The 20,622-nt window shown below is 53.0% G+C and carries 21 protein-coding genes; 6 read left to right on the top strand and 15 right to left on the bottom strand.

All coding sequences use genetic code 11. The annotated features are described in order from the left end of the window. Positions 1-16: 16 nt before the first annotated feature. The 3 genes from lsrF to J4613_RS20265 all read left to right on the top strand — a co-directional run bounded on the left by lsrF (position 17) and on the right by J4613_RS20265 (position 2,039). Entirely contained in the window at positions 17-892 is an 876-nt protein-coding gene (gene lsrF / locus J4613_RS20275) for a 3-hydroxy-5-phosphonooxypentane-2,4-dione thiolase (RefSeq protein ID WP_000774147.1), read from the top strand. A gap of 82 nt (positions 893-974) precedes the next feature. Then, positions 975-1,265 (top strand): (4S)-4-hydroxy-5-phosphonooxypentane-2,3-dione isomerase, encoded by a 291-nt coding sequence (gene lsrG / locus J4613_RS20270; protein WP_001543603.1) that lies wholly within the window; start codon positions 975-977, stop codon positions 1,263-1,265. A gap of 9 nt (positions 1,266-1,274) precedes the next feature. Next, complete coding sequence (locus tag J4613_RS20265; protein WP_001088050.1) at positions 1,275-2,039, top strand: epimerase; 765 nt, start codon at positions 1,275-1,277, stop codon at positions 2,037-2,039. A gap of 91 nt (positions 2,040-2,130) precedes the next feature. On the opposite strand, the gene tpiA is transcribed toward J4613_RS20265, so the two are convergent. Together tpiA and J4613_RS20255 are read right to left on the bottom strand one after the other, a co-directional pair. Continuing rightward, positions 2,131-2,898: a triose-phosphate isomerase gene (gene tpiA / locus J4613_RS20260; RefSeq protein WP_001216339.1), complete on the bottom strand. Its 768-nt coding sequence runs from the start codon at positions 2,896-2,898 to the stop codon at positions 2,131-2,133. A 112-nt stretch (positions 2,899-3,010) separates the two neighbouring features. Beyond that, complete coding sequence (locus tag J4613_RS20255) at positions 3,011-3,607, bottom strand: YiiQ family protein (protein ID WP_000802241.1); 597 nt, start codon at positions 3,605-3,607, stop codon at positions 3,011-3,013. 100 nt (positions 3,608-3,707) lie between these two features. Here J4613_RS20255 and J4613_RS20250 point away from each other — a divergent pair, with 100 nt between their 5' ends. Further along, positions 3,708-4,136, top strand: coding sequence for a DUF805 domain-containing protein (locus J4613_RS20250; RefSeq protein ID WP_000155239.1), 429 nt, complete (start codon positions 3,708-3,710; stop codon positions 4,134-4,136). Between the two features lie 106 nt (positions 4,137-4,242). Here J4613_RS20250 and fpr read toward each other — a convergent pair whose 3' ends face one another. The 4 genes from fpr to J4613_RS20230 form a co-directional block, all read right to left on the bottom strand. After that, positions 4,243-4,989, bottom strand: a complete 747-nt coding sequence (gene fpr, locus J4613_RS20245; RefSeq protein ID WP_000796303.1) for a ferredoxin--NADP(+) reductase — start codon at positions 4,987-4,989, stop codon at positions 4,243-4,245. Positions 4,990-5,085: 96 nt separating this feature from the next. After that, positions 5,086-6,096 (bottom strand): class II fructose-bisphosphatase, encoded by a 1,011-nt coding sequence (glpX, locus tag J4613_RS20240; RefSeq protein WP_001250617.1) that lies wholly within the window; start codon positions 6,094-6,096, stop codon positions 5,086-5,088. Between the two features lie 111 nt (positions 6,097-6,207). Further along, on the bottom strand, positions 6,208-7,716 hold the full coding sequence (gene glpK, locus J4613_RS20235; protein ID WP_000136809.1) for a glycerol kinase GlpK: 1,509 nt from the start codon (positions 7,714-7,716) through the stop codon (positions 6,208-6,210). Between the two features lie 20 nt (positions 7,717-7,736). After that, a complete protein-coding gene (locus J4613_RS20230; RefSeq protein WP_000084285.1) occupies positions 7,737-8,582 on the bottom strand; it encodes an MIP/aquaporin family protein in 846 nt (281 codons plus the stop codon). Positions 8,583-8,980: 398 nt separating this feature from the next. Here J4613_RS20230 and zapB point away from each other — a divergent pair, with 398 nt between their 5' ends. Beyond that, positions 8,981-9,220 (top strand): septal ring assembly protein ZapB, encoded by a 240-nt coding sequence (gene zapB, locus J4613_RS20225; RefSeq protein ID WP_000051370.1) that lies wholly within the window; start codon positions 8,981-8,983, stop codon positions 9,218-9,220. A gap of 221 nt (positions 9,221-9,441) precedes the next feature. Here zapB and rraA read toward each other — a convergent pair whose 3' ends face one another. From rraA to priA, 7 genes are all read right to left on the bottom strand, one after another. Beyond that, positions 9,442-9,927 carry a ribonuclease E activity regulator RraA gene (gene rraA, locus J4613_RS20220; RefSeq protein WP_000872918.1) on the bottom strand — a complete coding sequence of 162 codons (486 nt, stop codon included), beginning with the start codon at positions 9,925-9,927 and terminating at the stop codon, positions 9,442-9,444. Between the two features lie 92 nt (positions 9,928-10,019). Further along, positions 10,020-10,949 carry a 1,4-dihydroxy-2-naphthoate polyprenyltransferase gene (gene menA, locus J4613_RS20215; RefSeq protein WP_000139639.1) on the bottom strand — a complete coding sequence of 310 codons (930 nt, stop codon included), beginning with the start codon at positions 10,947-10,949 and terminating at the stop codon, positions 10,020-10,022. A gap of 66 nt (positions 10,950-11,015) precedes the next feature. Further along, positions 11,016-12,347 carry an HslU--HslV peptidase ATPase subunit gene (gene hslU / locus J4613_RS20210; RefSeq protein WP_001293360.1) on the bottom strand — a complete coding sequence of 444 codons (1,332 nt, stop codon included), beginning with the start codon at positions 12,345-12,347 and terminating at the stop codon, positions 11,016-11,018. A gap of 9 nt (positions 12,348-12,356) precedes the next feature. Then, on the bottom strand, positions 12,357-12,887 hold the full coding sequence (gene hslV, locus J4613_RS20205) for an ATP-dependent protease subunit HslV (protein WP_000208240.1): 531 nt from the start codon (positions 12,885-12,887) through the stop codon (positions 12,357-12,359). 91 nt (positions 12,888-12,978) lie between these two features. Further along, the gene (gene ftsN / locus J4613_RS20200) at positions 12,979-13,950 is read right to left on the bottom strand and encodes a cell division protein FtsN (protein WP_000068814.1); all 972 of its coding nucleotides are present in this window, start codon (positions 13,948-13,950) and stop codon (positions 12,979-12,981) included. 93 nt (positions 13,951-14,043) lie between these two features. Further along, positions 14,044-15,069 carry a DNA-binding transcriptional regulator CytR gene (gene cytR, locus J4613_RS20195; protein ID WP_000841337.1) on the bottom strand — a complete coding sequence of 342 codons (1,026 nt, stop codon included), beginning with the start codon at positions 15,067-15,069 and terminating at the stop codon, positions 14,044-14,046. A 154-nt stretch (positions 15,070-15,223) separates the two neighbouring features. Further along, entirely contained in the window at positions 15,224-17,422 is a 2,199-nt protein-coding gene (gene priA / locus J4613_RS20190) for a primosomal protein N' (protein WP_020437544.1), read from the bottom strand. 203 nt (positions 17,423-17,625) lie between these two features. On the opposite strand from priA, the gene rpmE reads away from it, so the two are divergent. Then, the gene (rpmE, locus tag J4613_RS20185) at positions 17,626-17,838 is read left to right on the top strand and encodes a 50S ribosomal protein L31 (RefSeq protein ID WP_000715284.1); all 213 of its coding nucleotides are present in this window, start codon (positions 17,626-17,628) and stop codon (positions 17,836-17,838) included. 44 nt (positions 17,839-17,882) lie between these two features. On the opposite strand, the gene J4613_RS20180 is transcribed toward rpmE, so the two are convergent. Beyond that, on the bottom strand, positions 17,883-18,545 hold the full coding sequence (locus tag J4613_RS20180; protein ID WP_000792795.1) for a TIGR02117 family protein: 663 nt from the start codon (positions 18,543-18,545) through the stop codon (positions 17,883-17,885). Between the two features lie 200 nt (positions 18,546-18,745). After that, positions 18,746-20,536 (bottom strand): aryl-sulfate sulfotransferase, encoded by a 1,791-nt coding sequence (locus J4613_RS20175; RefSeq protein WP_000899639.1) that lies wholly within the window; start codon positions 20,534-20,536, stop codon positions 18,746-18,748. Between the last annotated feature and the right edge of the window lie 86 nt (positions 20,537-20,622).

The raw sequence follows: 20,622 nt of genomic DNA, 5'->3' as shown, positions 1-20,622 counted from the left end.
ATCGACGGAGTAAAGAATGGCTGATTTAGATGATATTAAAGATGGCAAAGATTTTCACACCGATAAACCACAAACTAACACTTTGTTCGCATTAAAAGGCTGTGGCGCGCTGGATTGGGGAATGCAGTCCAGACTGGCGAGGATTTTTAACCCCAAAACCAGAAAAACGGTCATGCTGGCCTTTGACCATGGATATTTCCAGGGGCCGACAACCGGACTTGAGCGTATTGATATCAATATTGCGCCGCTCTTTGAATATGCTGATGTCTTAATGTGTACTCGCGGCATATTACGCAGTGTGGTACCTCCGGCAATCAATAAACCAGTCGTTTTACGCGCGTCCGGGGCGAATTCTATTCTCACTGAATTAAGCAATGAGGCGGTTGCGGTGGCGATGGATGACGCTGTGCGGTTGAATAGCTGTGCTGCTGCCGCACAGGTTTATATTGGTAGTGAGCATGAACATCAGTCGATTAAAAATATTATTCAACTGATTGATGCCGGGTTACGCGTCGGGATGCCAATAATGGCAGTGACCGGGGTGGGTAAAGATATGGCTCGCGACCAGCGTTATTTTTCACTGGCAACGCGTATCGCTGCGGAAATGGGGGCGCAAATTATCAAAACGTATTATGTCGATAAAGGTTTTGAGCGTATTGCGGCAGGTTGTCCGGTGCCGATTGTCATCGCCGGCGGTAAAAAACTGCCTGAACGTGAAGCATTGGAAATGTGCTATCAGGCGATTGACCAGGGGGCTTCTGGCGTAGATATGGGGCGTAATATATTCCAGTCAGAAGATCCGGTAGCCATGATTAAAGCGGTACATGCTGTCGTTCATCATAACGAAACAGCAGAGCGTGCTTATGAGCTGTTTTTGAGTGAGAAAAGTTAAATGAGATCGCTTCCCCATCTTTTACCGATGCGAGGAGATGGGGATGACTGTTATTTTATTTGGAATAATCAGGGGGGTAATGATGCACGTTACGCTGGTTGAAATTAACGTTCATGATGACAAGGTTGAACAATTTATCGATGTTTTTCGGCAGAATCATCTGGGCTCAATTAAAGAGCCGGGTAACTTGCGTTTTGATGTTCTGCAGGATCCGCAGGTGCCTACGCGATTTTATATTTATGAAGCCTACGTTGATGAACAGGCCGTCGCTTTTCACAAGACAACGCCACACTACAAAACTTGCGTGGAGCAGCTTGAACCGTTGATGACCGGCCCGCGGACAAAAAAAGTTTTTATGGGTTTGATGCCTTAAGGAGTGCTCATGAACAGCCAGTTTGCCGGATTAACGCGCGAAGCATGTGTGGCATTGTTAGCGTCATATCCGCTTAGTGTGGGTATTCTGGCAGGGCAGTGGATTGCGTTGCATCGCTATCTGCAACAGTTGGAAGCGTTAAACCAGCCGCTGTTGCATTTGGATTTGATGGATGGTCAATTTTGCCCGCAGTTTACCGTTGGGCCATGGGCAGTTGGGCAACTGCCGCAAACTTTTATCAAAGATGTTCATTTGATGGTAGCGGACCAATGGACGGCGGCGCAAGCCTGCGTGAAGGCGGGCGCACACTGCATCACGCTTCAGGCAGAAGGCGATATTCATCTGCATCATACGCTAAGCTGGCTTGGTCAGCAGACCGTGCCCGTTATTGGCGGTGAAATGCCGGTGATCCGGGGGATTAGTTTATGCCCGGCAACGCCTCTGGATGTCATTATCCCTATTCTGAGCGACGTTGAGGTTATTCAACTACTGGCAGTGAACCCTGGATACGGCAGTAAAATGCGCTCCAGTGATTTGCATGAGCGCGTGGCACAGCTTCTCTGTCTACTTGGTGATAAACGCGAAGGTAAAATTATCGTTATTGATGGGTCGTTAACGCAGGATCAATTGCCTTCGCTGATTGCACAGGGCATCAATCGTGTTGTTTCTGGTAGTGCGTTATTTCGTGATGATCGGCTGGTTGAGAATACGCGGAGCTGGAGGGCGATGTTTAAGGTTGCCGGGGATACTACTTTCTTACCCTCCACAGCATAAATGCCGGATGGCGGCTTTACCTTATCAGGCCTACATAAGCACTCGGCTGGTAGGCCTGATAAGCGCAGCGCCATCAGACATTGATTGGCAATTAAGCCTGTTTAGCAGCTTCTGCTGCTTTCACGATCACGGCGAAGGCGTCAGCTTTCAGAGAAGCGCCGCCTACCAGCGCGCCGTCGATGTCCGGCTGCGCGAACAGTTCGGCTGCGTTGGAGGCATTAACAGAACCGCCGTACTGGATAATGACCTGTTCAGCGATTTTCGCGTCAGCTTTAGCAATGTGGTCACGGATGAATTTGTGCACTGCCTGCGCCTGCGCAGGAGTTGCAGATTTACCGGTACCGATCGCCCATACGGGTTCGTAAGCGATAACCGCGCCTTCAAAGGCTGCCGCGCCCTGCGTTTTCAGTACCGCGTCGATCTGGCGTGCGCACACTTCTTCTGTTTTGCCCGCTTCGTTTTCCGCTTCGGTTTCACCGATGCACAGTACCGGCGTCAGACCTTGTTCTTTCAGTACGGCGAATTTTTTGGCGATCAGCTCGTCAGATTCTTTGTGATAAGTACGACGCTCGGAGTGGCCGATAATAATGTACTGCGCGCCGATATCCTTCAGCATTTCAGCCGAAGTTTCACCGGTGAATGCGCCAGACAGATTCAGATCAACGTTCTGCGCGCCCAGCATGATGTGGCTGCCGGCAGCAGCGCGTTTCGCCAGATCGATATACATTTCCGGCGGAGCGATTGCCACGTCGCAGCCTGCTACGCCCGTCAGTTCTTTACGCAGGTTAGCCACCAGTTCGTTTACCATGTGGCGGCTGCCGTTCAGTTTCCAGTTACCCATCACTAAAGGATGTCGCATTTCATTTCTCCACGCTTAGTCAGCGAATTAAGGAAGATGGCCGCTCGTCAGAGCAGCATGGTCTGTGAAACAGTATAGAGATTCATCCCCGGAAAGGCTTTGCTTTTTGTCATCAATTCGCCCCTTCCAGATTTTCAGATAACGCCAGCTTAATCGGTTCAACCGCGAAGGTCAGCCCCTTTTCGCCGTTATCTGCGACAACATAACGTACCGCGCCTTCTGTCTCGGCGTAATAGTGTTTACCTTTACCGGCGATAAGCATCTTTTGCAGTTTTTTCTGGCTTTGCTCTTTTGTCAGCAACGGGGCGACAGTACGAATAATGGCGGCCATATATTCCAGCGCTTTCGCTTTCGCCGCTTTCTGTTCCGGCCCCTGAATGGGCAGCCAGGTAATCTGCATACTTTTCACTTTGAGCGTACCGCGCTCCAGCGCCGTGGAGGCATACAGATTTTCGTTAATCTTACTGGCGGCGCGGGTCAGATTCGCCTTATCGCGGCTATTCTCAATGGCGCGAAATTCATTGAGCGGCAGATCGGGATTCTGGCGGTTAAAGTTCTCACGAAACTGGCTAATAGAAAGATCAAAGGTTGGCGAGCCCGCCAGCAGATAGGGCGCTGTCGTAGTCGATGAAGAGAGCTGCGCGTGCGCCGTTATGCTGGCGGTGAGGGCAGAAAACAACAGTAAAAACAGAGTACATCCTGGCTTCATCAATCTTACCTTTCGTTAGGACTGCTCACGATTAAAACGATAACTGTCGGGCTTGTCAAAAGGGTAAACTGTAGCGGAAGGCAAAATATAAGGAACTTACATGACCATACAGCAATGGTTATTCTCATTTAAAGGGCGTATCGGACGCCGTGATTTCTGGATTTGGATCGGCCTCTGGTTTGCCGGGATGCTGGCGCTATTTTCGCTGGCGGGGAAAAATCTGCTTGATATCCAAACGGCGGCATTTTGCCTGGTGTGCCTGCTGTGGCCGACCGCCGCCGTCATGGTCAAACGTCTGCATGACCGGGGACGCTCCGGCGCGTGGGCGTTGCTGATGATTCTGGCGTGGATGCTGCTGGCCGGAAACTGGGTGATGCTGCCGGGGATGTGGCAGTGGGTCGTCGGGCGATTTATTCCGACGCTGATCCTGGTGATGATGCTTATCGATCTGGGCGCGTTTGTCGGTGTTCAGGGGGAAAATAAGTTTGGGAAAGCGACACAGGGCGTGAAGTTTAAAGCAGAACCGTAAACGGGCGGTAAACCGTAATTTGCCCGGTGGCGCTGACGCTTACCGGGCCTACAGATTGGTGATGATTTGCAGGCCGGATAAGCCCCAGCCGCCATTCGGTAAAACATCACCAGTAATGTTCAGCCGTCATATGCCCCGGTCGGCGGCGCAGATGTTTAGTCATCTGTCGGGTCTCTTTCAGCAGTTGCTGCGTATCGCGCACCATCTGCGGGTTCCCGCACAGCATAACGTGGCTGGTCTCTTTATCCATCGGCAATCCAACGGCTTTTTCCAGCTCGCCGTTTTCAATGAGCGCTGGCACGCGTCCGGTGAGCGAGCCTGGCACGCTCTCCCGGCTGACCACCGTTTGGATGCGCAGCTTGCCTTCATAACGCTGTTGCAGTTCCAGCATTAGCGGCAGATAGCTTAAATCGGCGGCGAAGCGTGCGGCGTGGACTAAGACCAGATTTTTAAAGCGTGCGACATCCTGGCCATATTGTAGAATAGACAAATACGGGCCAATAGCGGTTCCGGTCGCCAGCATCCATAGCGTCTCGCAGTCAGGCACTTCATCCAGTACAAAGAAACCCGACGCGTCGCTGACCACTTGCACCTCATCGCCAGGTTTTAGCGCCGCCAGCCGCGGGCTGAGCTTTCCTTGCGGCACCGTCACCAGATAAAACTCTAAATTCGGATTGTCAGGCGCATTGACATAGGAATACGCGCGCTGAACGCGCTCGCCATCGATCTCCAGTCCGAGTTTGGTAAATTGGCCTGCAGTAAAAGGATTAATGGGGGCGTGAACGGTCAGGCTGAACAGTGCGTCAGTCCAGTTTTGCACCTTAGTGACTTTACCTGTTACCCAATCGGCCATGGTTTTCTCCTGTTCTGAATCGCTAACCTTATCTTCGTTCGTCAGGAGAAAGATTTCCAGCCCCGCGAGGCTGGAAGGCTCTAACTAACAAATGCGCTAGAGGATATGCGCCTGCACATCCGGATCTTTACGATCAAGATAGTGGATCGACTGAATACGGCGGATGGTGCGTGATTTGCCGCGGATCAGCAGCGTTTCCGTCGTGGCGATATGGCCTTTTCGGCTAATTCCTTCCAGCAGATCGCCTTTCGTGATACCGGTCGCGGAGAAAATAACGTTATCGCTACGCGCCATGTCGCCCAGGCATAACGCCTTGCCCGCTTCAATGCCCATTGCTTTGCAGCGCGCCAGTTCCTGTTCGCCAATGCGGCGGTTTTCTTCGCTGTCGCCTTTCACGTCATGGCGCGCCAGCAGACGTCCCTGCATATCGCCGTCCAGCGCGCGGATCACCGCTGCGGATACCACGCCTTCTGGCGCGCCGCCAATCCCGTACAGCACGTCGACTTCGCTATCCGGCATACAGGTCAGAATTGAGGCCGCGACGTCGCCGTCAGGAATGGCAAACACGCGTACGCCCAGTTTGGCCATCTCTGCGATGACCTCGTCATGACGCGGTTTTGCCAGAATGGTCACGGTCAGATCGCCAAGCGGTTTACCCAGCGCATCCGCGATGTTGTGCAAATTATCCGCCAGCGGCAGATTGAGATCGATCGCCCCTTTGGCGCCCGGACCGACAATCAGTTTTTCCATATACATATCGGGCGCATTCAGGAAACAGCCTTTATCGCCGACCGCCAGCACCGCCAGCGCGTTCGCCTGACCCATCGCCGTCATGCGCGTGCCCTCAATCGGATCGACGGCGATATCTACCGCATCGCCGTGGCCGGTACCGACTTTTTCGCCGATATAGAGCATCGGGGCTTCGTCGATTTCGCCTTCGCCAATCACGATGGTGCCGTCAATGTTGACCTGGTTGAGCATGATACGCATGGCGTTGACCGCCGCGCCGTCCGCGGTATTTTTATCGCCGCGTCCCAGCCATTTGTAGCCAGCCAGCGCCGCCGCTTCGGTCACACGGGAAAATTCGATGGCAAGTTCTCGTCTCATAACAAACTCGTAGCAAAAAGGAGTGGCGCGCAGTGTAGCACAGGGGAAGGAGGGAATAATTGATGTGTGTGCGGAGTTGCCTCCGCACAAAGATTTTGCCGGATGGCGACCTTACTTGTCGTGCTCTTCCCACGCCATTGCGCGTTTAACCGCTTTCTTCCAGCCGCTGTAACGGTAGTTACGCTCGGTGGTTTCAATGCCGGGGCGGAATTCTCGCTCAATGACGGCTTTTTCCTGCAGCTCGTCCAGGTTCTGCCAGTAACCGACGGCCAGGCCAGCCAGATAGGCGGCGCCCAGGGCGGTCACTTCGCGCACTTCCGGGCGTTCCACCCGCGTGCCGAGAATATCTGACTGGAACTGCATCAGGAAGTTGTTGGCCACTGCGCCGCCGTCCACACGCAGAGCGTGCAGGCGGATACCGGAGTCGGCCTGCATTGCTTCCAGTACGTCGCGGGTCTGGTAAGCGATGGATTCGAGCGTCGCGCGGATAATGTGATTAGAGTTCACGCCGCGGGTCAGGCCAAAAATGGCGCCGCGGGCATACGGGTCCCAGTACGGCGCGCCCAGACCGGTGAAGGCCGGAACCACGTAGACACCGTTGGTATCTTTCACTTTCGTGGCGAAATATTCGGAGTCGAACGCGTCGCTGATGAGCTTCATTTCATCACGCAGCCATTGAATGGACGCTCCCGCCATAAACACCGCGCCTTCCAGCGCATAGTTGACTTCGCCGCTTGGGCCGCAGGCGATGGTGGTCAGCAGGCCGTTTTCCGATTTTACCGCTTTCTCGCCGGTGTTCATCAGCATAAAGCAGCCGGTGCCGTAGGTATTCTTTGCCATTCCTTCCTTTACGCACAGTTGACCGAATAACGCGGCCTGCTGATCCCCGGCAATCCCGGCGATAGGAATACGTGTACCGCCTTTACCGCCAATATTGGTCTGGCCGTAGACTTCGGAGGACTTACGTACCTGGGGCAGCATCGCGCGTGGGATATCCAGCACGTCCAGCATCTTATCGTCCCAGTCCAAATCATGGATGTTGAACAGCATGGTTCGTGAGGCGTTGGTATAATCCGTAACGTGGACGCGGCCCTGCGTCATCTTCCAGATAAGCCAGGTATCCACCGTACCGAACAGCAGCTCGCCACGCTTCGCGCGTTCGCGCGAACCTTCCACATGGTCAAGGATCCATTTCACTTTAGTGCCAGAGAAGTACGGGTCGACGACCAGACCGGTATTGTCGCGGATGTAATCTTCCAGGCCGTCGCGTTTAAGCTGTTCGCAAATATCGGCGGTACGACGGCACTGCCAGACAATAGCGTTGTATATCGGTTTGCCGGTTTCACGTTCCCAGACGATCGCGGTTTCACGTTGGTTGGTGATACCGATAGCGGCAATCTGATCGGAACTGATATCGGCCTTAGCCAGCACTTCTACCAGCGTTGAGCTTTGGGACGCCCAAATTTCCATCGGGTCGTGTTCTACCCAGCCTGGCTTAGGATAAATTTGCTCAAATTCACGCTGTGATACGCTGACGATATTCGCGTCATGATCCATAACGACCGCGCGGGAGCTGGTGGTACCCTGGTCGAGCGCAACGATATATTTTTTTTCAGTCATAATTTTGTCCCGTAATCAGATTACAGCGAAGCATTTTGTTGTGTGGTCGCGGTGGAGTCCTTCTCTTCCACGACGCAGGTATCGCACGGCAAATGACGGCCAATAAATTTGCGATAAGCAAACGCGCCCAGAATGGCGCCGACGATGGGGCCAAACAGCGGCACCAGGAAGTAAGGAATGTCTCTACCGCCGGTAAACGCAATTTCACCCCAGCCGGCAAGCCCGGCGAACATTTTGGGGCCAAAGTCACGCGCCGGATTCATCGCAAACCCGGTCAACGGCCCCATAGAGGCACCGATAACGGCGATCAGTAAACCAATGAGCAGTGGCGCAAGCGGACCGCGAGGTACGCCGTTTCCGTCGTCGGTCAGCGCCAGAATCAGCCCCATCAGAATAGCGGTAATCACCATTTCAACCGCGAAGGCCTGCACAAAATTGATATGAGGATTCGGGTAAGTTGAGAAAATGCCTGCGAGATCGAGACTTTCAACGCTGCCACGGACGATATGGTGGGTTTGTTCGAAGTCCACAAAAAGATTGTAATAAAGCCCGTAAACTAACGCCGCTGCGCAAAAGGCGCCGGCAACTTGAGAAATAATAAAAGGAACAACTTTACGTTTGTCGAAACAGGCAAATAGCCAGAGTGCGATGGTCACTGCCGGGTTCAGGTGTGCGCCAGAAACACCTGCCGTCAGGTAGATAGCCATCGCTACCCCCAGACCCCAGATGACGCTGATTTCCCACTGTCCAAAAGTAGCTCCGGCAACTTTAAGCGCAGCGACACAACCCACACCGAAAAAAATCAACAACCCGGTACCGAGGAATTCAGCAATGCACTGGCCTTTTAAGGTTGATGTTTGACTCATAATCGGATCCTGAAGAGTATGTAATGATTATTGGTATGCGAGGAGGTCATGGACATCCACGATGCCCTGTAGGCACACTGTTAATTTATCGTTAACGAGCAAAAACGAGAAATATCGAAATCAAAATGTGTGTACTGCGTCAATAAAATGAGCGTTATCGCGCCATGAAGCGCATTTTGAGACAGCAGAAGAGAGTGAATTGAATCATTTCATTAACCAATATGTTAACATTTTTAAGTTATTGAATGAATGTTACCAGGAGATGGATGAAAATTGCTGCAAACCGCGATCTACGCGGTATGTCGCTGGACAGCGAGAGCGGGGCTTCATACAATCGACACTATATATTGTGCGCGTTTACGTGAAGCGTCGCCTTGCAATTCAGGAGAGGTAAGATCATGTCTTTAGAAGTGTTTGAGAAACTGGAAGCAAAAGTACAGCAGGCGATTGACACCATCACCCTGTTACAGATGGAAATTGAAGAGCTGAAAGAAAAGAACAACAGCCTGACGCAGGAAGTGCAGTCTGCACAGCATCAGCGTGAAGAACTCGAGCGTGAAAATAATTCTCTGAAGGAACAGCAGAGCGGCTGGCAGGAACGTTTGCAGGCGCTGCTTGGTCGTATGGAAGAAGTCTAATCCTCGTCATATTTCACGTTATGGCTGCGTTGGCTGCGTGCGTTCACCCCAGTCACATAGTGGCCTATGCTCCTGGGGATTCACTTACTTGCCGCCTTGCCCTGACGCGAAATCTATAGAGGATTTAGAATGCGGACACCGGTGGGCCGGATAAGGCGTAAGCTGCCATCCGGCAATCAGCGACAACGCATAAAAAAGGCGCCTTACGGCGCCTTTTTTGATCACTCGATATCAAGCGGGTCTTCGGAAAGGATAATCCCGGTGTTGTCGGCATAGAGATGATCGCCGGAGAAGAACGTCACGCCGCCGAAATTGACGCGCACATCGCTTTCCCCAATGCCTTCACCTGCGGCGCCAACCGGAATGGCGGCGATCGCCTGAATGCCGATATCCAGCTCTTCCAGATCGTCCACCTGACGCACCGCGCCATAGATAACCAGCCCTTCCCATTCATTTTGCGTGGCCAGACGCGCCAGCTCCGCATCGACTAATGCACGGCGGACAGAACCGCCGCCATCGACCAGCAGAACCCGACCACGGCCATTTTGTTCGAGCAGATCGTACAGCAACCCGTTGTCCTCGAAACATTTTACCGTGATGATTTGTCCGCCAAACGACGACCGCCCTCCAAAATTAGAGAACAGCGGTTCCACGACGTTGACATCTTCCTGATAGATGTCACAAAGCTCGGAAGTATCGTATTTCATAGGCTTAACGTTCAGTTGCTGCGAGAATTTTTAGTATATCGCGCTAAGTATACTGTTGGCAAAATCATCAATTGTTAATTGATATTTGTCAGTTAAACGGCCCACTGACTTAAGAGTATCCCAATCACAAATAACAGGTTGGTTAACAACGCGCCTTTAACGGTACGTTCAAGCATCGGGCGCATTGCCGCAGGCTCCCTTTCGCGCATTACGTAGCGCGCTTGTTTAATGAGCAAGGGCGCGGCCAGAATAAACAACCATCCCCACGGACTGTGTAGCGAGAGCAGATTAAACAGCGCCAGACAGAGCAGCGCGCCTAGCAACAGGCAGGCGTGATAACGACGCGCGTTGACATCGCCCAGTCGTACTACAAGGGTGTTTTTGCCGTTCTCTCTGTCGCTATTAATATCGCGCAGGTTATTAATATTCAGCACCGCCGTCGCCAGTAAACCGCAGGCGGTGGCCGGGAGAATCAGCGCCGGAATCAGCGTATGCGCCTGGAGATACCAGCTCCCCATGACACTTAGCCAGCCAAAGAATACCAGGACAGAGATATCACCCAGCCCGATATAGCCGTAGGGCCGATTACCCACGGTGTAGGTGATGGCGGCGATAATCGACAGCCCGCCCAAAATCAGGAAGCCGACAAAATCGGTTAACGTATGGCACGCGACCGCCACCAGCGCCAGTCCGGAGATACAGATCAGCACGACGGTAATGATTAACGCCCGCTTCATCTCCTGTCGGGTGATGACGCCTTTTTGCATCCCCCGCAGCGGCCCGATGCGATCCGGTTTATCGCTGCCTTTGACAGCGTCGCCATAATCGTTGGCGAGGTTGGATAAAATTTGCAACAGCCCGGCGGTGATAAGGGCCAGCAGTGCGACCAGAGGATCGAAATAGCCTTGCCACCATGCCAGGGCCGTACCGACGATAATCGCCGCGAAGGCGAGGGGTAAGGTTTTGGGTCGTAAGCTTTCCAGCCAGGCCTGGGTGCGGCTAATTTGTTGTTGTTCAGTCATATTTAGCGCCAATAAAAATGGGGCTTTTCAGCCCCATCAACAGTGATGAAAATGCATTGGACGCGATTATAAGATAAAACGGCTTAGATCTTCATCTGCGACCAGCGCATCCAGATGTTTGCTCACATATTCCGCATCAATTGTGATGTTTTGGCCGTGCAGATCGCTGGCGTTATAGGAAATCTCTTCCATCAGACGCTCCAGTACGGTATGCAGACGGCGCGCGCCGATGTTTTCGGTGGTTTCGTTAACCTGCCAGGCGGCTTCGGCAATACGTTTAATACCGGAATCGGTGAACTCGATATTGACGCCTTCAGTTGCCATCAGCGCTTTATACTGCACGGTGACGGACGCGTTTGGCTCGGTCAAAATGCGTTCGAAATCGCTGGTGGTCAGCGCCTGAAGCTCAACGCGAATCGGCAGGCGGCCCTGCAGTTCCGGGATCAGATCAGACGGCTTCGCCACCTGGAACGCGCCAGAGGCGATAAACAGAATATGATCCGTTTTGACCATCCCGTGTTTGGTCGAAACCGTGCAGCCTTCTACCAGCGGCAGTAAGTCGCGCTGTACGCCTTCGCGTGAAACATCCGGGCCGGAGGTTTCGCCACGCTTACAAATTTTGTCAATTTCATCGATAAACACGATGCCGTGCTGTTCAACCGCGTCGATAGCGTCCTGTTTCAGCTCTTCCGGGTTGACCAGCTTAGCCGCTTCTTCTTCAACCAACAGTTTCATCGCGTCTTTAATTTTCAGCTTACGCGGTTTCTGTTTCTGACCGCCCAGGTTCTGGAACATAGACTGCAACTGGCTGGTCATCTCTTCCATGCCCGGAGGCGCCATAATCTCTACGCCCATCGGCGCGGCGGCGAGGTTAATCTCGATCTCTTTATCGTCGAGCTGGCCTTCGCGCAGTTTTTTGCGGAACGTTTGACGGGCGGCAGAAGGCTCCTGCTGCTGTTCGGCCTGGCCCCAGTTATTTTTTGCGGGTGGGATCAGCACGTCGAGAATACGTTCTTCCGCCAACTCTTCCGCACGATAGCGGTTTTTCTCGATAGCCTGTACGCGAACCATTTTCACCGCGGCATCGGTCAGATCGCGGATGATAGAGTCCACTTCTTTCCCGACGTAGCCCACTTCGGTGAATTTGGTGGCTTCGACTTTAATGAACGGTGCGTTGGCGAGTTTTGCCAGACGACGGGCGATTTCGGTTTTACCGACGCCGGTCGGGCCAATCATCAGAATATTTTTCGGCGTTACTTCGTGGCGCAGCTCTTCATCAAGCTGCATACGACGCCAGCGGTTACGCAATGCAATCGCCACGGAACGCTTTGCGTTATCCTGGCCGATAATGTGTTTGTTCAGTTCGCTGACAATTTCGCGTGGGGTCATTTCAGACATGAGGGGTCCTTACGCTTTGGCGGTCAATTCTTCAATGGTGTGGAAATGGTTGGTGTAAATGCAGATATCGCCTGCAATATCCAACGCCTTTTCAGCAATTTCGCGCGCGCCGAGCTCGGTATTTTCCAACAGAGCGCGAGCGGCAGCCTGGGCATAAGGACCGCCGGAGCCGATAGCAATTAAATCGTTTTCAGGTTGCACGACATCGCCGTTACCCGTGATGATGAGCGAAGCGGTTTCATCCGCGACGGCCAGCAACGCTTCCAGTTTGCGTAGCATACGGTCGGTACGCCAGTCTTTCGCCAGTTCAACGGCGGCTTTGACCAGGTGCCCCTGATGCATTTCCAGTTTACGTTCAAACAGCTCGAACAGCGTGAATGCATCAGCAGTACCGCCCGCAAAGCCCGCAATGACCTTGTCGTTGTAGAGGCGGCGGACTTTCTTCACGTTGCCTTTCATTACTGTGTTACCCAGTGTGGCCTGACCATCACCGGCGATTACCACGTGGCCGTTACGGCGTACGCTTACTATTGTTGTCACGAGCAGACCCCTTGGTTACTAATGCTGAATTGCGGCCCCGTACGGCGTACGGGGCATAATGCAAGTATAGATGGGGGAGATTTTGAGGGTTTCAACCCCCGGTGGCGAGTCGAATGCAGTTTGTATGGCCCGCCATCTTCAGACGGTTAATGGTGCTGTCGGCATTTTCTTTACCCTTAACCGGCCCGATAACCACGCGATTCCAGCCGTTATTGGTGGTAATTTTGGAGTCAAAGCCTTCAAACGCCAGCTGAGCGCGGACGCTTTCTGCCTGCTCGGCGCCTTTGAATGAACCGCATTGCACCATCCAGCGACGTTCATCTTTTTTCTCTGCTGTCGCCTTCGGCGCTTCAGGCGCGCGCGTAATCGGCGCGGCTTTCGGCGCTGCCGCGCTGGTATGCGCCGGCGTTTGCAGCAAATCCTGATAAGGTTGCTGCGAGGCCGTCTGCTTCGGCGGCTGACTTTGGCGCGCAGGTTGCGCTGGGGCGGATTGTACCGTGCGCGTTTGCGGCTGTTCGTTTACCCGCGGCTGCGTGCGTGGTTGCTGAACAGGCTGCGTTTGAGCCCACTGCTGCTGCGCCTGACGCTGGCGCTGTAGCGTTTGCTGGCGTTGTTCTGGCGTCTGCTCGTTCCACGGCACTTCGTTAAGTTGCGTTGGCTGCTGACGCATATCCGCCTGCATCTGCTCCAGGAGTTGACGCTGCTCGCTGGTGAGCTGATTCGGGTTCATGACTTCGCCGCCGGCGGACGGTTCCGTTGGCGTACGCACGCCCGGCTGGCGACTTTCCAGCTCTTTGATGTAACGCCAGCGCTCTTCCGGTTTTGGCGGAAGCCCATTGCCGGTGACTTTCTGGTTTTGTAGCGTTTCGGACTCTTCTTTCTTATGGTGAGTAATGAAGTACAGACCGCCGATAAAGGTCACAAGGACGGCAGCCGCAATCGCGACCATTGCCGGCGAGACGGCAGGCATGTTGCTTTGCTTCTTCCGTGAGTTCCGTGAGGTGCTCTTTTTGCGCCGCGAAGGAGCCGGTTGGCCGCGACGTACATAATCTCGTTGTGCCACTATCGTTTCGCTGTATTTATTCGTTCGTCAGCCCGTCATGTTACTGAAGCGGCGGGCCTTTGACCAGACAGGTGAGTCTTAAAGCTATTTACTTTAGGGTAAAGCGCGTGTAGAACCGCGAATAATCAGCTCGCAATCCATTAAACGCGAGCCGCTGCTCACATTTTGCCCCTGCATCTGATCGAGCAACAGCAGCATCGCCTCGCGACCAATGTCAAAACGCGGCTGCGCCACGGTTGTCAACGGAGGATCGCAAAACTCGGCCAGCGCGATATTGTCAAAGCCGATAATCGACAGATCGTCAGGCACTTTCAGACCCTGGCGCTTGGCCCAGGAGAGGGCGCCCAGCGCCATTACGTCGCTATGACAAAAGACGGCGGTAGGCGGCAACGGTTGCTCAAGCAACTGCTTTAATGCGTTTGCCCCGGCTTCAAAGGTAAAGTCGCCACGGGCGATGTAATGCGGATCGACCACAATGCCACTGCGTCTTAATGCCTGTACGTAACCTTGTAAGCGATAGTGACAGAGCGGCATATCTTCCGGCCCCGCAATACAACCAATCCGCTTGTGGCCCAAATCCAACAGGTAGTTCATGGCATTGAACGCGGCGGTCAGGTTATCGATATGTACCGTCGGCAGTTCAAGCTCCGGCGCAAACTCATTCGACATCACCATCGGAGGCAAATTGCGCTGCTCCTCAACGCTGGCGTCAAAGGGCAGTCGGGAACTGAGAAGTACCATGCCGTCGATCTGTTTGGTGATGATGAGATTAAGAAAGGTTTTTTCTTTCTGGTTTTGATGGGCGCAATCGCCAATCAGCACCAGATACCCCTGTTCTGCCGCGGTCACTTCGATACCGCGGATAATTTCACTGAAGAAGGGATCGCAAATATCCGGGACAATCACCAGAATCGTACGGGATTCATTGCGTTTTACATTTCGCCCCATCGACTGCGGGAAATAACCCACTTCAAGCGCGGCCTGTTCAACCCGGCTACGGGTCGACTGGGAGACTTTATCGGGGTTCATTAACGCGCGGGATACGGTTGCCGTAGAGACTTTCGCCTTCAACGCAACATCCTTCATCGTAGCGGCAGTAACCTGCTTGTTCGATTTCACTCTTTCTCCTCGCCTGGGAACTGCTGGCGCAGATCTATCCCTGGTAACACTCATCGAAAACATTTTTATCAGATAGTGCGTGGAAGCGGTTACAGAATTTTCATAAAAAGTGTGATGGATCTTTAATTTTACGATCCGCCTCGCATCGTGAGGACTATCCTTCAATCGGATCGACGTCCAGAACCCATTTAACTTTCCGCGCTTCCGGGAGCGTATTGATCAACGCCAGCGTGCCGCTGATGATGTGTTGCAGGCGAATCCGTGAAGGATGCTGAAGTAAAATTTGCCAGCGATAGCGGCCGCCGCGTTTTGGCGCGAGGGCCGGAACCGGACCTAAGATCCACAGCTTATCGTCTGATAGCGGGCTGGCCTGAATCAGATTACGCAACTGTTGGAGAAAGACGGGCGCCTGCTGATTGTTGTGATCCTCTGCGCGAATAATGACGTGGCTGGTCCACGGCGGAAGCTGGAGCGTTTGCCGTTCCGCCAGCGCCTGCTCCGCAAACGCATCATAGCCTTTATACAGTAACGTTTGCAGCAGGGGATGCTCAGGATGGTGCGTTTGGAGCACCACTTCGCCCTGTTTGCCCGCGCGCCCGGCGCGACCGGAAACCTGAGTGTAGAGCTGGGCGAAGCGTTCCGCCGAACGAAAATCTGCGGAAAAAAGCGCGCCATCGACGTCCAACAACGCCACCAGCGTGACGTCCGGGAAGTGATGGCCTTTCGCCAGCATTTGTGTGCCTATCAGAATGCGCGCTCCGCCGCGGTGAACTTCCGCCAGATGCTGCTCCAGCGCGCCTTTACGACTGGTGGTATCGCGGTCGATTCGTGAGATCGGCACGCCGGGGAAGAAGGGCGCCAGCACCTGCTCCAGCTGTTCCGTCCCTAACCCAACCGGTAGCATATGTGTGGAGCCACAGGAGGGGCACTGACGCGGTACCGGACGCTGGCTGTCGCAGTGATGACAGCGTAAATGATGCTGCGCCTGGTGCAGCGTGTAGTAGTGATCGCAACGCGGGCACTCTGCAATCCAGCCGCAGTCGTGGCAAAGCAGCGCGGGCGCGAATCCCCGGCGGTTAAGAAATAAAATTACCTGATTGTCGGCCTGGAGATGTTGGCGCATACGGGCGATAAGGGCGGGCGCCAGTCCCGCCTGAAGACGCTGGCCTTTTAAATCCAGCACATGCTGCAGAGCTGGGCGGGCGTTGCCTGCGCGCCGCGTCAGACGCAGCATCCGGTATTTTTTCTGCCGCACGTTACATAGCGTTTCCAGGGCTGGGGTGGCGGAGCCGAGAATAATCGGGATCTGCTCGCTATGGGCGCGATACACTGCCAAATCGCGGGCGTGGTAGCGCCACCCTTCCTGCTGTTTATAAGAGCTGTCGTGCTCTTCGTCGATGACAATCACGCCAAGATTTTTAAACGGCGTAAACAGCGAGGAACGCGTGCCGATGACAATCGCCGCTTCGCCGTTTTTCGCTTTCAGCCATGCCGAAAGACGCTCGCTGTCGTTTAGCCCGGAATGCAGCACTTCCACCGGCGCGTTAAAACGTTCGCGAAAACGGGCGATCGTTTGCGGCGTCAGGCCGATTTCCGGCACCATCACCAGCGCCTGTTTGCCCTGGGCGAGGACGTTTTCCAGCACGCTCAGATACACTTCGGTCTTGCCGGAACCGGTTACGCCTGCCAGCAACCAGGCGGAGAAACCGTCCGACGCGCTGTGAATCGCGCCGACTGCTGTCGCCTGTTCGGTATTCAGCCGCAGGCGCTCTCCTGCGACGGCATAACGCTCCCGCCAGTCGGTAAACGCGGGCGTTTCACTGGCAAGCTCACAAAGTCCCTTACGCCGCAGCGTTTGCAGCGTGGCGTCAGTAAAATCAAGCTCGGCTACCTGATAGCGCCAGATCTTTCCTTGCCGTAGCGCCGCCAGCGCCTGTTGTTGTTTGGCGGAGCGTTTCAGGCTGTTGATATCGACGGCTTGCCCCTCTTCGGTGGCGAACCAATACCATAGGGGCGCGTTGCTGGCTGGTTTTCCCTGACGCAATAAAACCGGCAGAGCGTGAAACAGAACGTCGCCGAGGGGATGGTGGTAGTAATCCGCCGCCCAGAGGAGTAAGCGCCAGATGGAGGGAGAAAAGATTGGCTCGTTATCCAGGATTTCAATGACCGATTTTAATTCATTGAGCGGCAATTCGCTGTGGTCGCTAACCGAGACGACAATGCCCACGCGCTCTTGCTGCTTGCCGAACGGCACGCGCACGCGGCACCCGGCTTTGGCGACCCCGCCTTCCGGCAGCAGGTAATCAAAGGTTCGGGGAAGCGGAACGGGCAAGGCAACGTGCGCGACGGACATAGCATCTTCCTGACTTGAAATTTCGTCGGGTAGTATACACATTACGATAAGGGAGCGCGGATCAGTTTGCATACGGTGGTCAAATTCTGTATGATTCGCCGCCTTTGGTGCGTGTTGTGAGCATCAAACCCTTTACTATTAACTTCGCGTGGTGTCTGGCGTTAGGGCTGGAAGAGCGACGCGGCCTTACACTGAGGTTCCCCATGAAAAAAGGTATTCACCCGAATTACGTAGAAATTACTGCAACCTGTTCTTGCGGTAATGTTATCAAAACCCACTCTACCGTGGGTCACGACCTGAACCTGGACGTGTGCGGCAAATGCCACCCGTTCTTCACTGGTAAGCAGCGTGTTGTTGATACCGGTGGTCGTGTTGAGCGCTTCAACAAGCGCTTCAGCATCCCTGGCAGCAAATAAGTTACCGCCAGAAAAAAAGCGCCGCAGGGCGCTTTTTTTGTTTTCTAGGGATAACAGTATTTGTTCAGACACATTCTGTGATCCGTAATCGCTTTCATTACGCTTCCTGCCGTGAGTTTTAACGAAGGATTTATAGTCAGTCCCGCGCTTTCCAGCCCCTTCGCTGTCCATTTATTGCAGGTATTGAGTATGCCGTAGCGGCCATTCGCGGCGTAAAACTGGCTATCGCCGTAAATTCCTTGTTTTAACGGAATCAGATTACCCTCTGCGTCACGCGCAAAGCTGCGGCCCAGATAACGCATCAGACTGTTACGCTGGTTTGTGTGCAGGAGCAGTGATTTTATCTCGCTACCGGCGAAATAGCGTTCTGGTTTACCGGAAAAGGCGACGATGTGCATAACCGCGCCGGATGACCAGAACATGGCCTGGAGCGTAAGCGCGGTGGTTATTTCTTGTGACTGATAAAAGCCCTTATCGCCCCAGCCGATTTCATACCACTGCGTCTCCTGAGCGAACCGTTTTTTAAGCTGTGGCAGAACGGTATTAACATCATGGGCCGGCGCAATAATTCCCGTGTGCCAGCCATGACTGACGATATAGATTTCCGTCGGGGAGGGCTGTCCGCCTGTCGTAGGTTTTACGGCTTGTGGAAAGGTTGTGCAGCCATATAGCAGTAAACTTAACCAGGCGATAAAGAGATTTTTCATGACATATCACCAGCAAAGGCGCGGTATGTTGTGGCGTTTGTCTAATGACGCTGCGCTTATCGGGTCGGTGCCGGATTGGTAATTCATTGATATTTTTGCATTCCTCTTCGAGGGCAATAAGGCGAATGTCATAACTACAATACGTTTTAACCATTCAGGCGGAAGTTAGCTTCCGCCTGTTTTACTTTTACTATCTCGCTTTATTTTTTAAACATCTGCTCTGGATCGATAATCAGCGCCCGATAACCCAGCATACCGGCACGGTTACTGTGTACTTTTAGCTCCAGCATCACATCCTGAGTACCGTCTTTGACTTCATCCAGAACGGAAACGATCGGTTTTGTACCGCTCATTCCCGCTGTGGCCGAGTACATGAACATCGTTTTGGTTTCCGGGCGATATTCCGTGACGGAAGTAATGGCGCTGTACCAGTCAAAACCGCGCTCTTTACCATATTCCCACATTTGGGAAACCGTCATATTTTTTTCGTCAATCTGATATTCCACGCCGCGGGAATATTTCATTGACGGCATGGCCGGTTGTTCCATGCCGCGCGCATCGCCGTTATCAAAGGCGGTCACGACGGTTTTACCTCCGGTGCTTTTGGATGGCACTAACCAACCGGTATGTTGTGTCCATGTCCAGTCAAATCCACCGTCGCAGTGGTGAGCTTCGCAGGTTAGCGGTTTACCGTTGCTGTCTACGGGTTTCAGCACTTTTTTCGCCAGTTCGCCTTTCCAGCCGGATGGATCGGAAAGTATCCATTTCACTTTTTTATCGCGGCCAATTTTGATGATGGCAGACTGGTGGCGCGAGCTAATGATAATGCTGTCGTCGCGAGGATCGTAGCTGACGGAGTTAACATGCGCCCAGTTGCGGCCCGGGCCGGAGCCCGCGATATCGCCGAAGGGTTGTTTTGCAAGCTGCTCTTTGGTCATGACCTGACCGGAATGTTCGGCATCGACGCTCAAACATACCGCTCCCTGATCCATCGCCAGAATAACGTCGTCACGATAGGGGTCGAGGATTTTTGGCAGATCCCAGTAATCGACGGTATCGCCGTTCTGGTCAACTTCAAGAATATGATCACGCACAGTATTGATGGTGTATTTACCATTTAATGGATAATTTTCTTTTGCGACACGCAGCAGGTAGGTGCCTTTCGGCGTTTCGGTAATGGCGTGCGAAAAATCAATAAATCCTTTTGGCAGTCGTTTATCGGAAATAACGCGGCCTAAGAAATCATATTTAAAGTAACGTTGACCCTGGCCAAAAATAAGATTGCCATCGTTAACCTGATGGAAGCTCATCATGGAACCAAAACGCGTTATATCATCCTGGTTACGGAATTTATCAATATTCATATAGCCACGAACATCGCCATTCGTATCGCTAATCCAGTTGATACCGGTATAATCCCAGTTCGCCGCGCCGCCTGCGACATGCATAATGTGGCCGGCTCTTGGCATCCCCGTTATATGGTTAAAAAGATATAAGCGATTTTTAAGCGAGCTATCGACTTTAACCGGTTCTACCGTAGGAAGAACGGCAGTTTGCCCGGTAGTAGAGGGTAATGATACCGGTGCGGCGTAAATGGACCACGTATAAGTTTGTTTTTTACCTTCTTCAGTCCAGTCAACTTTAACCTTATTGACATAATCTGGATACAAGCCAAATACAGGTATGCCGTCATGGGTATTTATAGCCTGCGGGCCGACATCATAACTGATCGGGATACCTTTTTCCCCTTTCCCTAAAACGGTAACCTTCACGTCCTGTACATTATGATTGGCTTTATTAATGATTGCTGTTAATGGGAAAACGCCGCCGTAGGGAGCGACATCGACCATACCTAATGGCCCCTCATGGACTGGAATGACATCTGCTGATGCGACCATTGGCCTGTTTGGGTCTAAAACGCCTGAGGCCAAAACGCTGCCGCTCAAACACAGGCAGCATAATACAGGTAAGACTTTCCTTGTAAATAACATATTTATTTCCCCATTCGATATTATCGATAAAATGAATGTATATTAACCTTCTTATTTATCGGAGATGAAAAAACATTTAAAAAAGT

Source organism: Salmonella sp. 32020114201800008SM (genome assembly GCF_017572025.1).
Taxonomy (GTDB): domain Bacteria; phylum Pseudomonadota; class Gammaproteobacteria; order Enterobacterales; family Enterobacteriaceae; genus Salmonella; species Salmonella enterica.
This window is presented reverse-complemented; position numbering and strand designations above follow the sequence as displayed.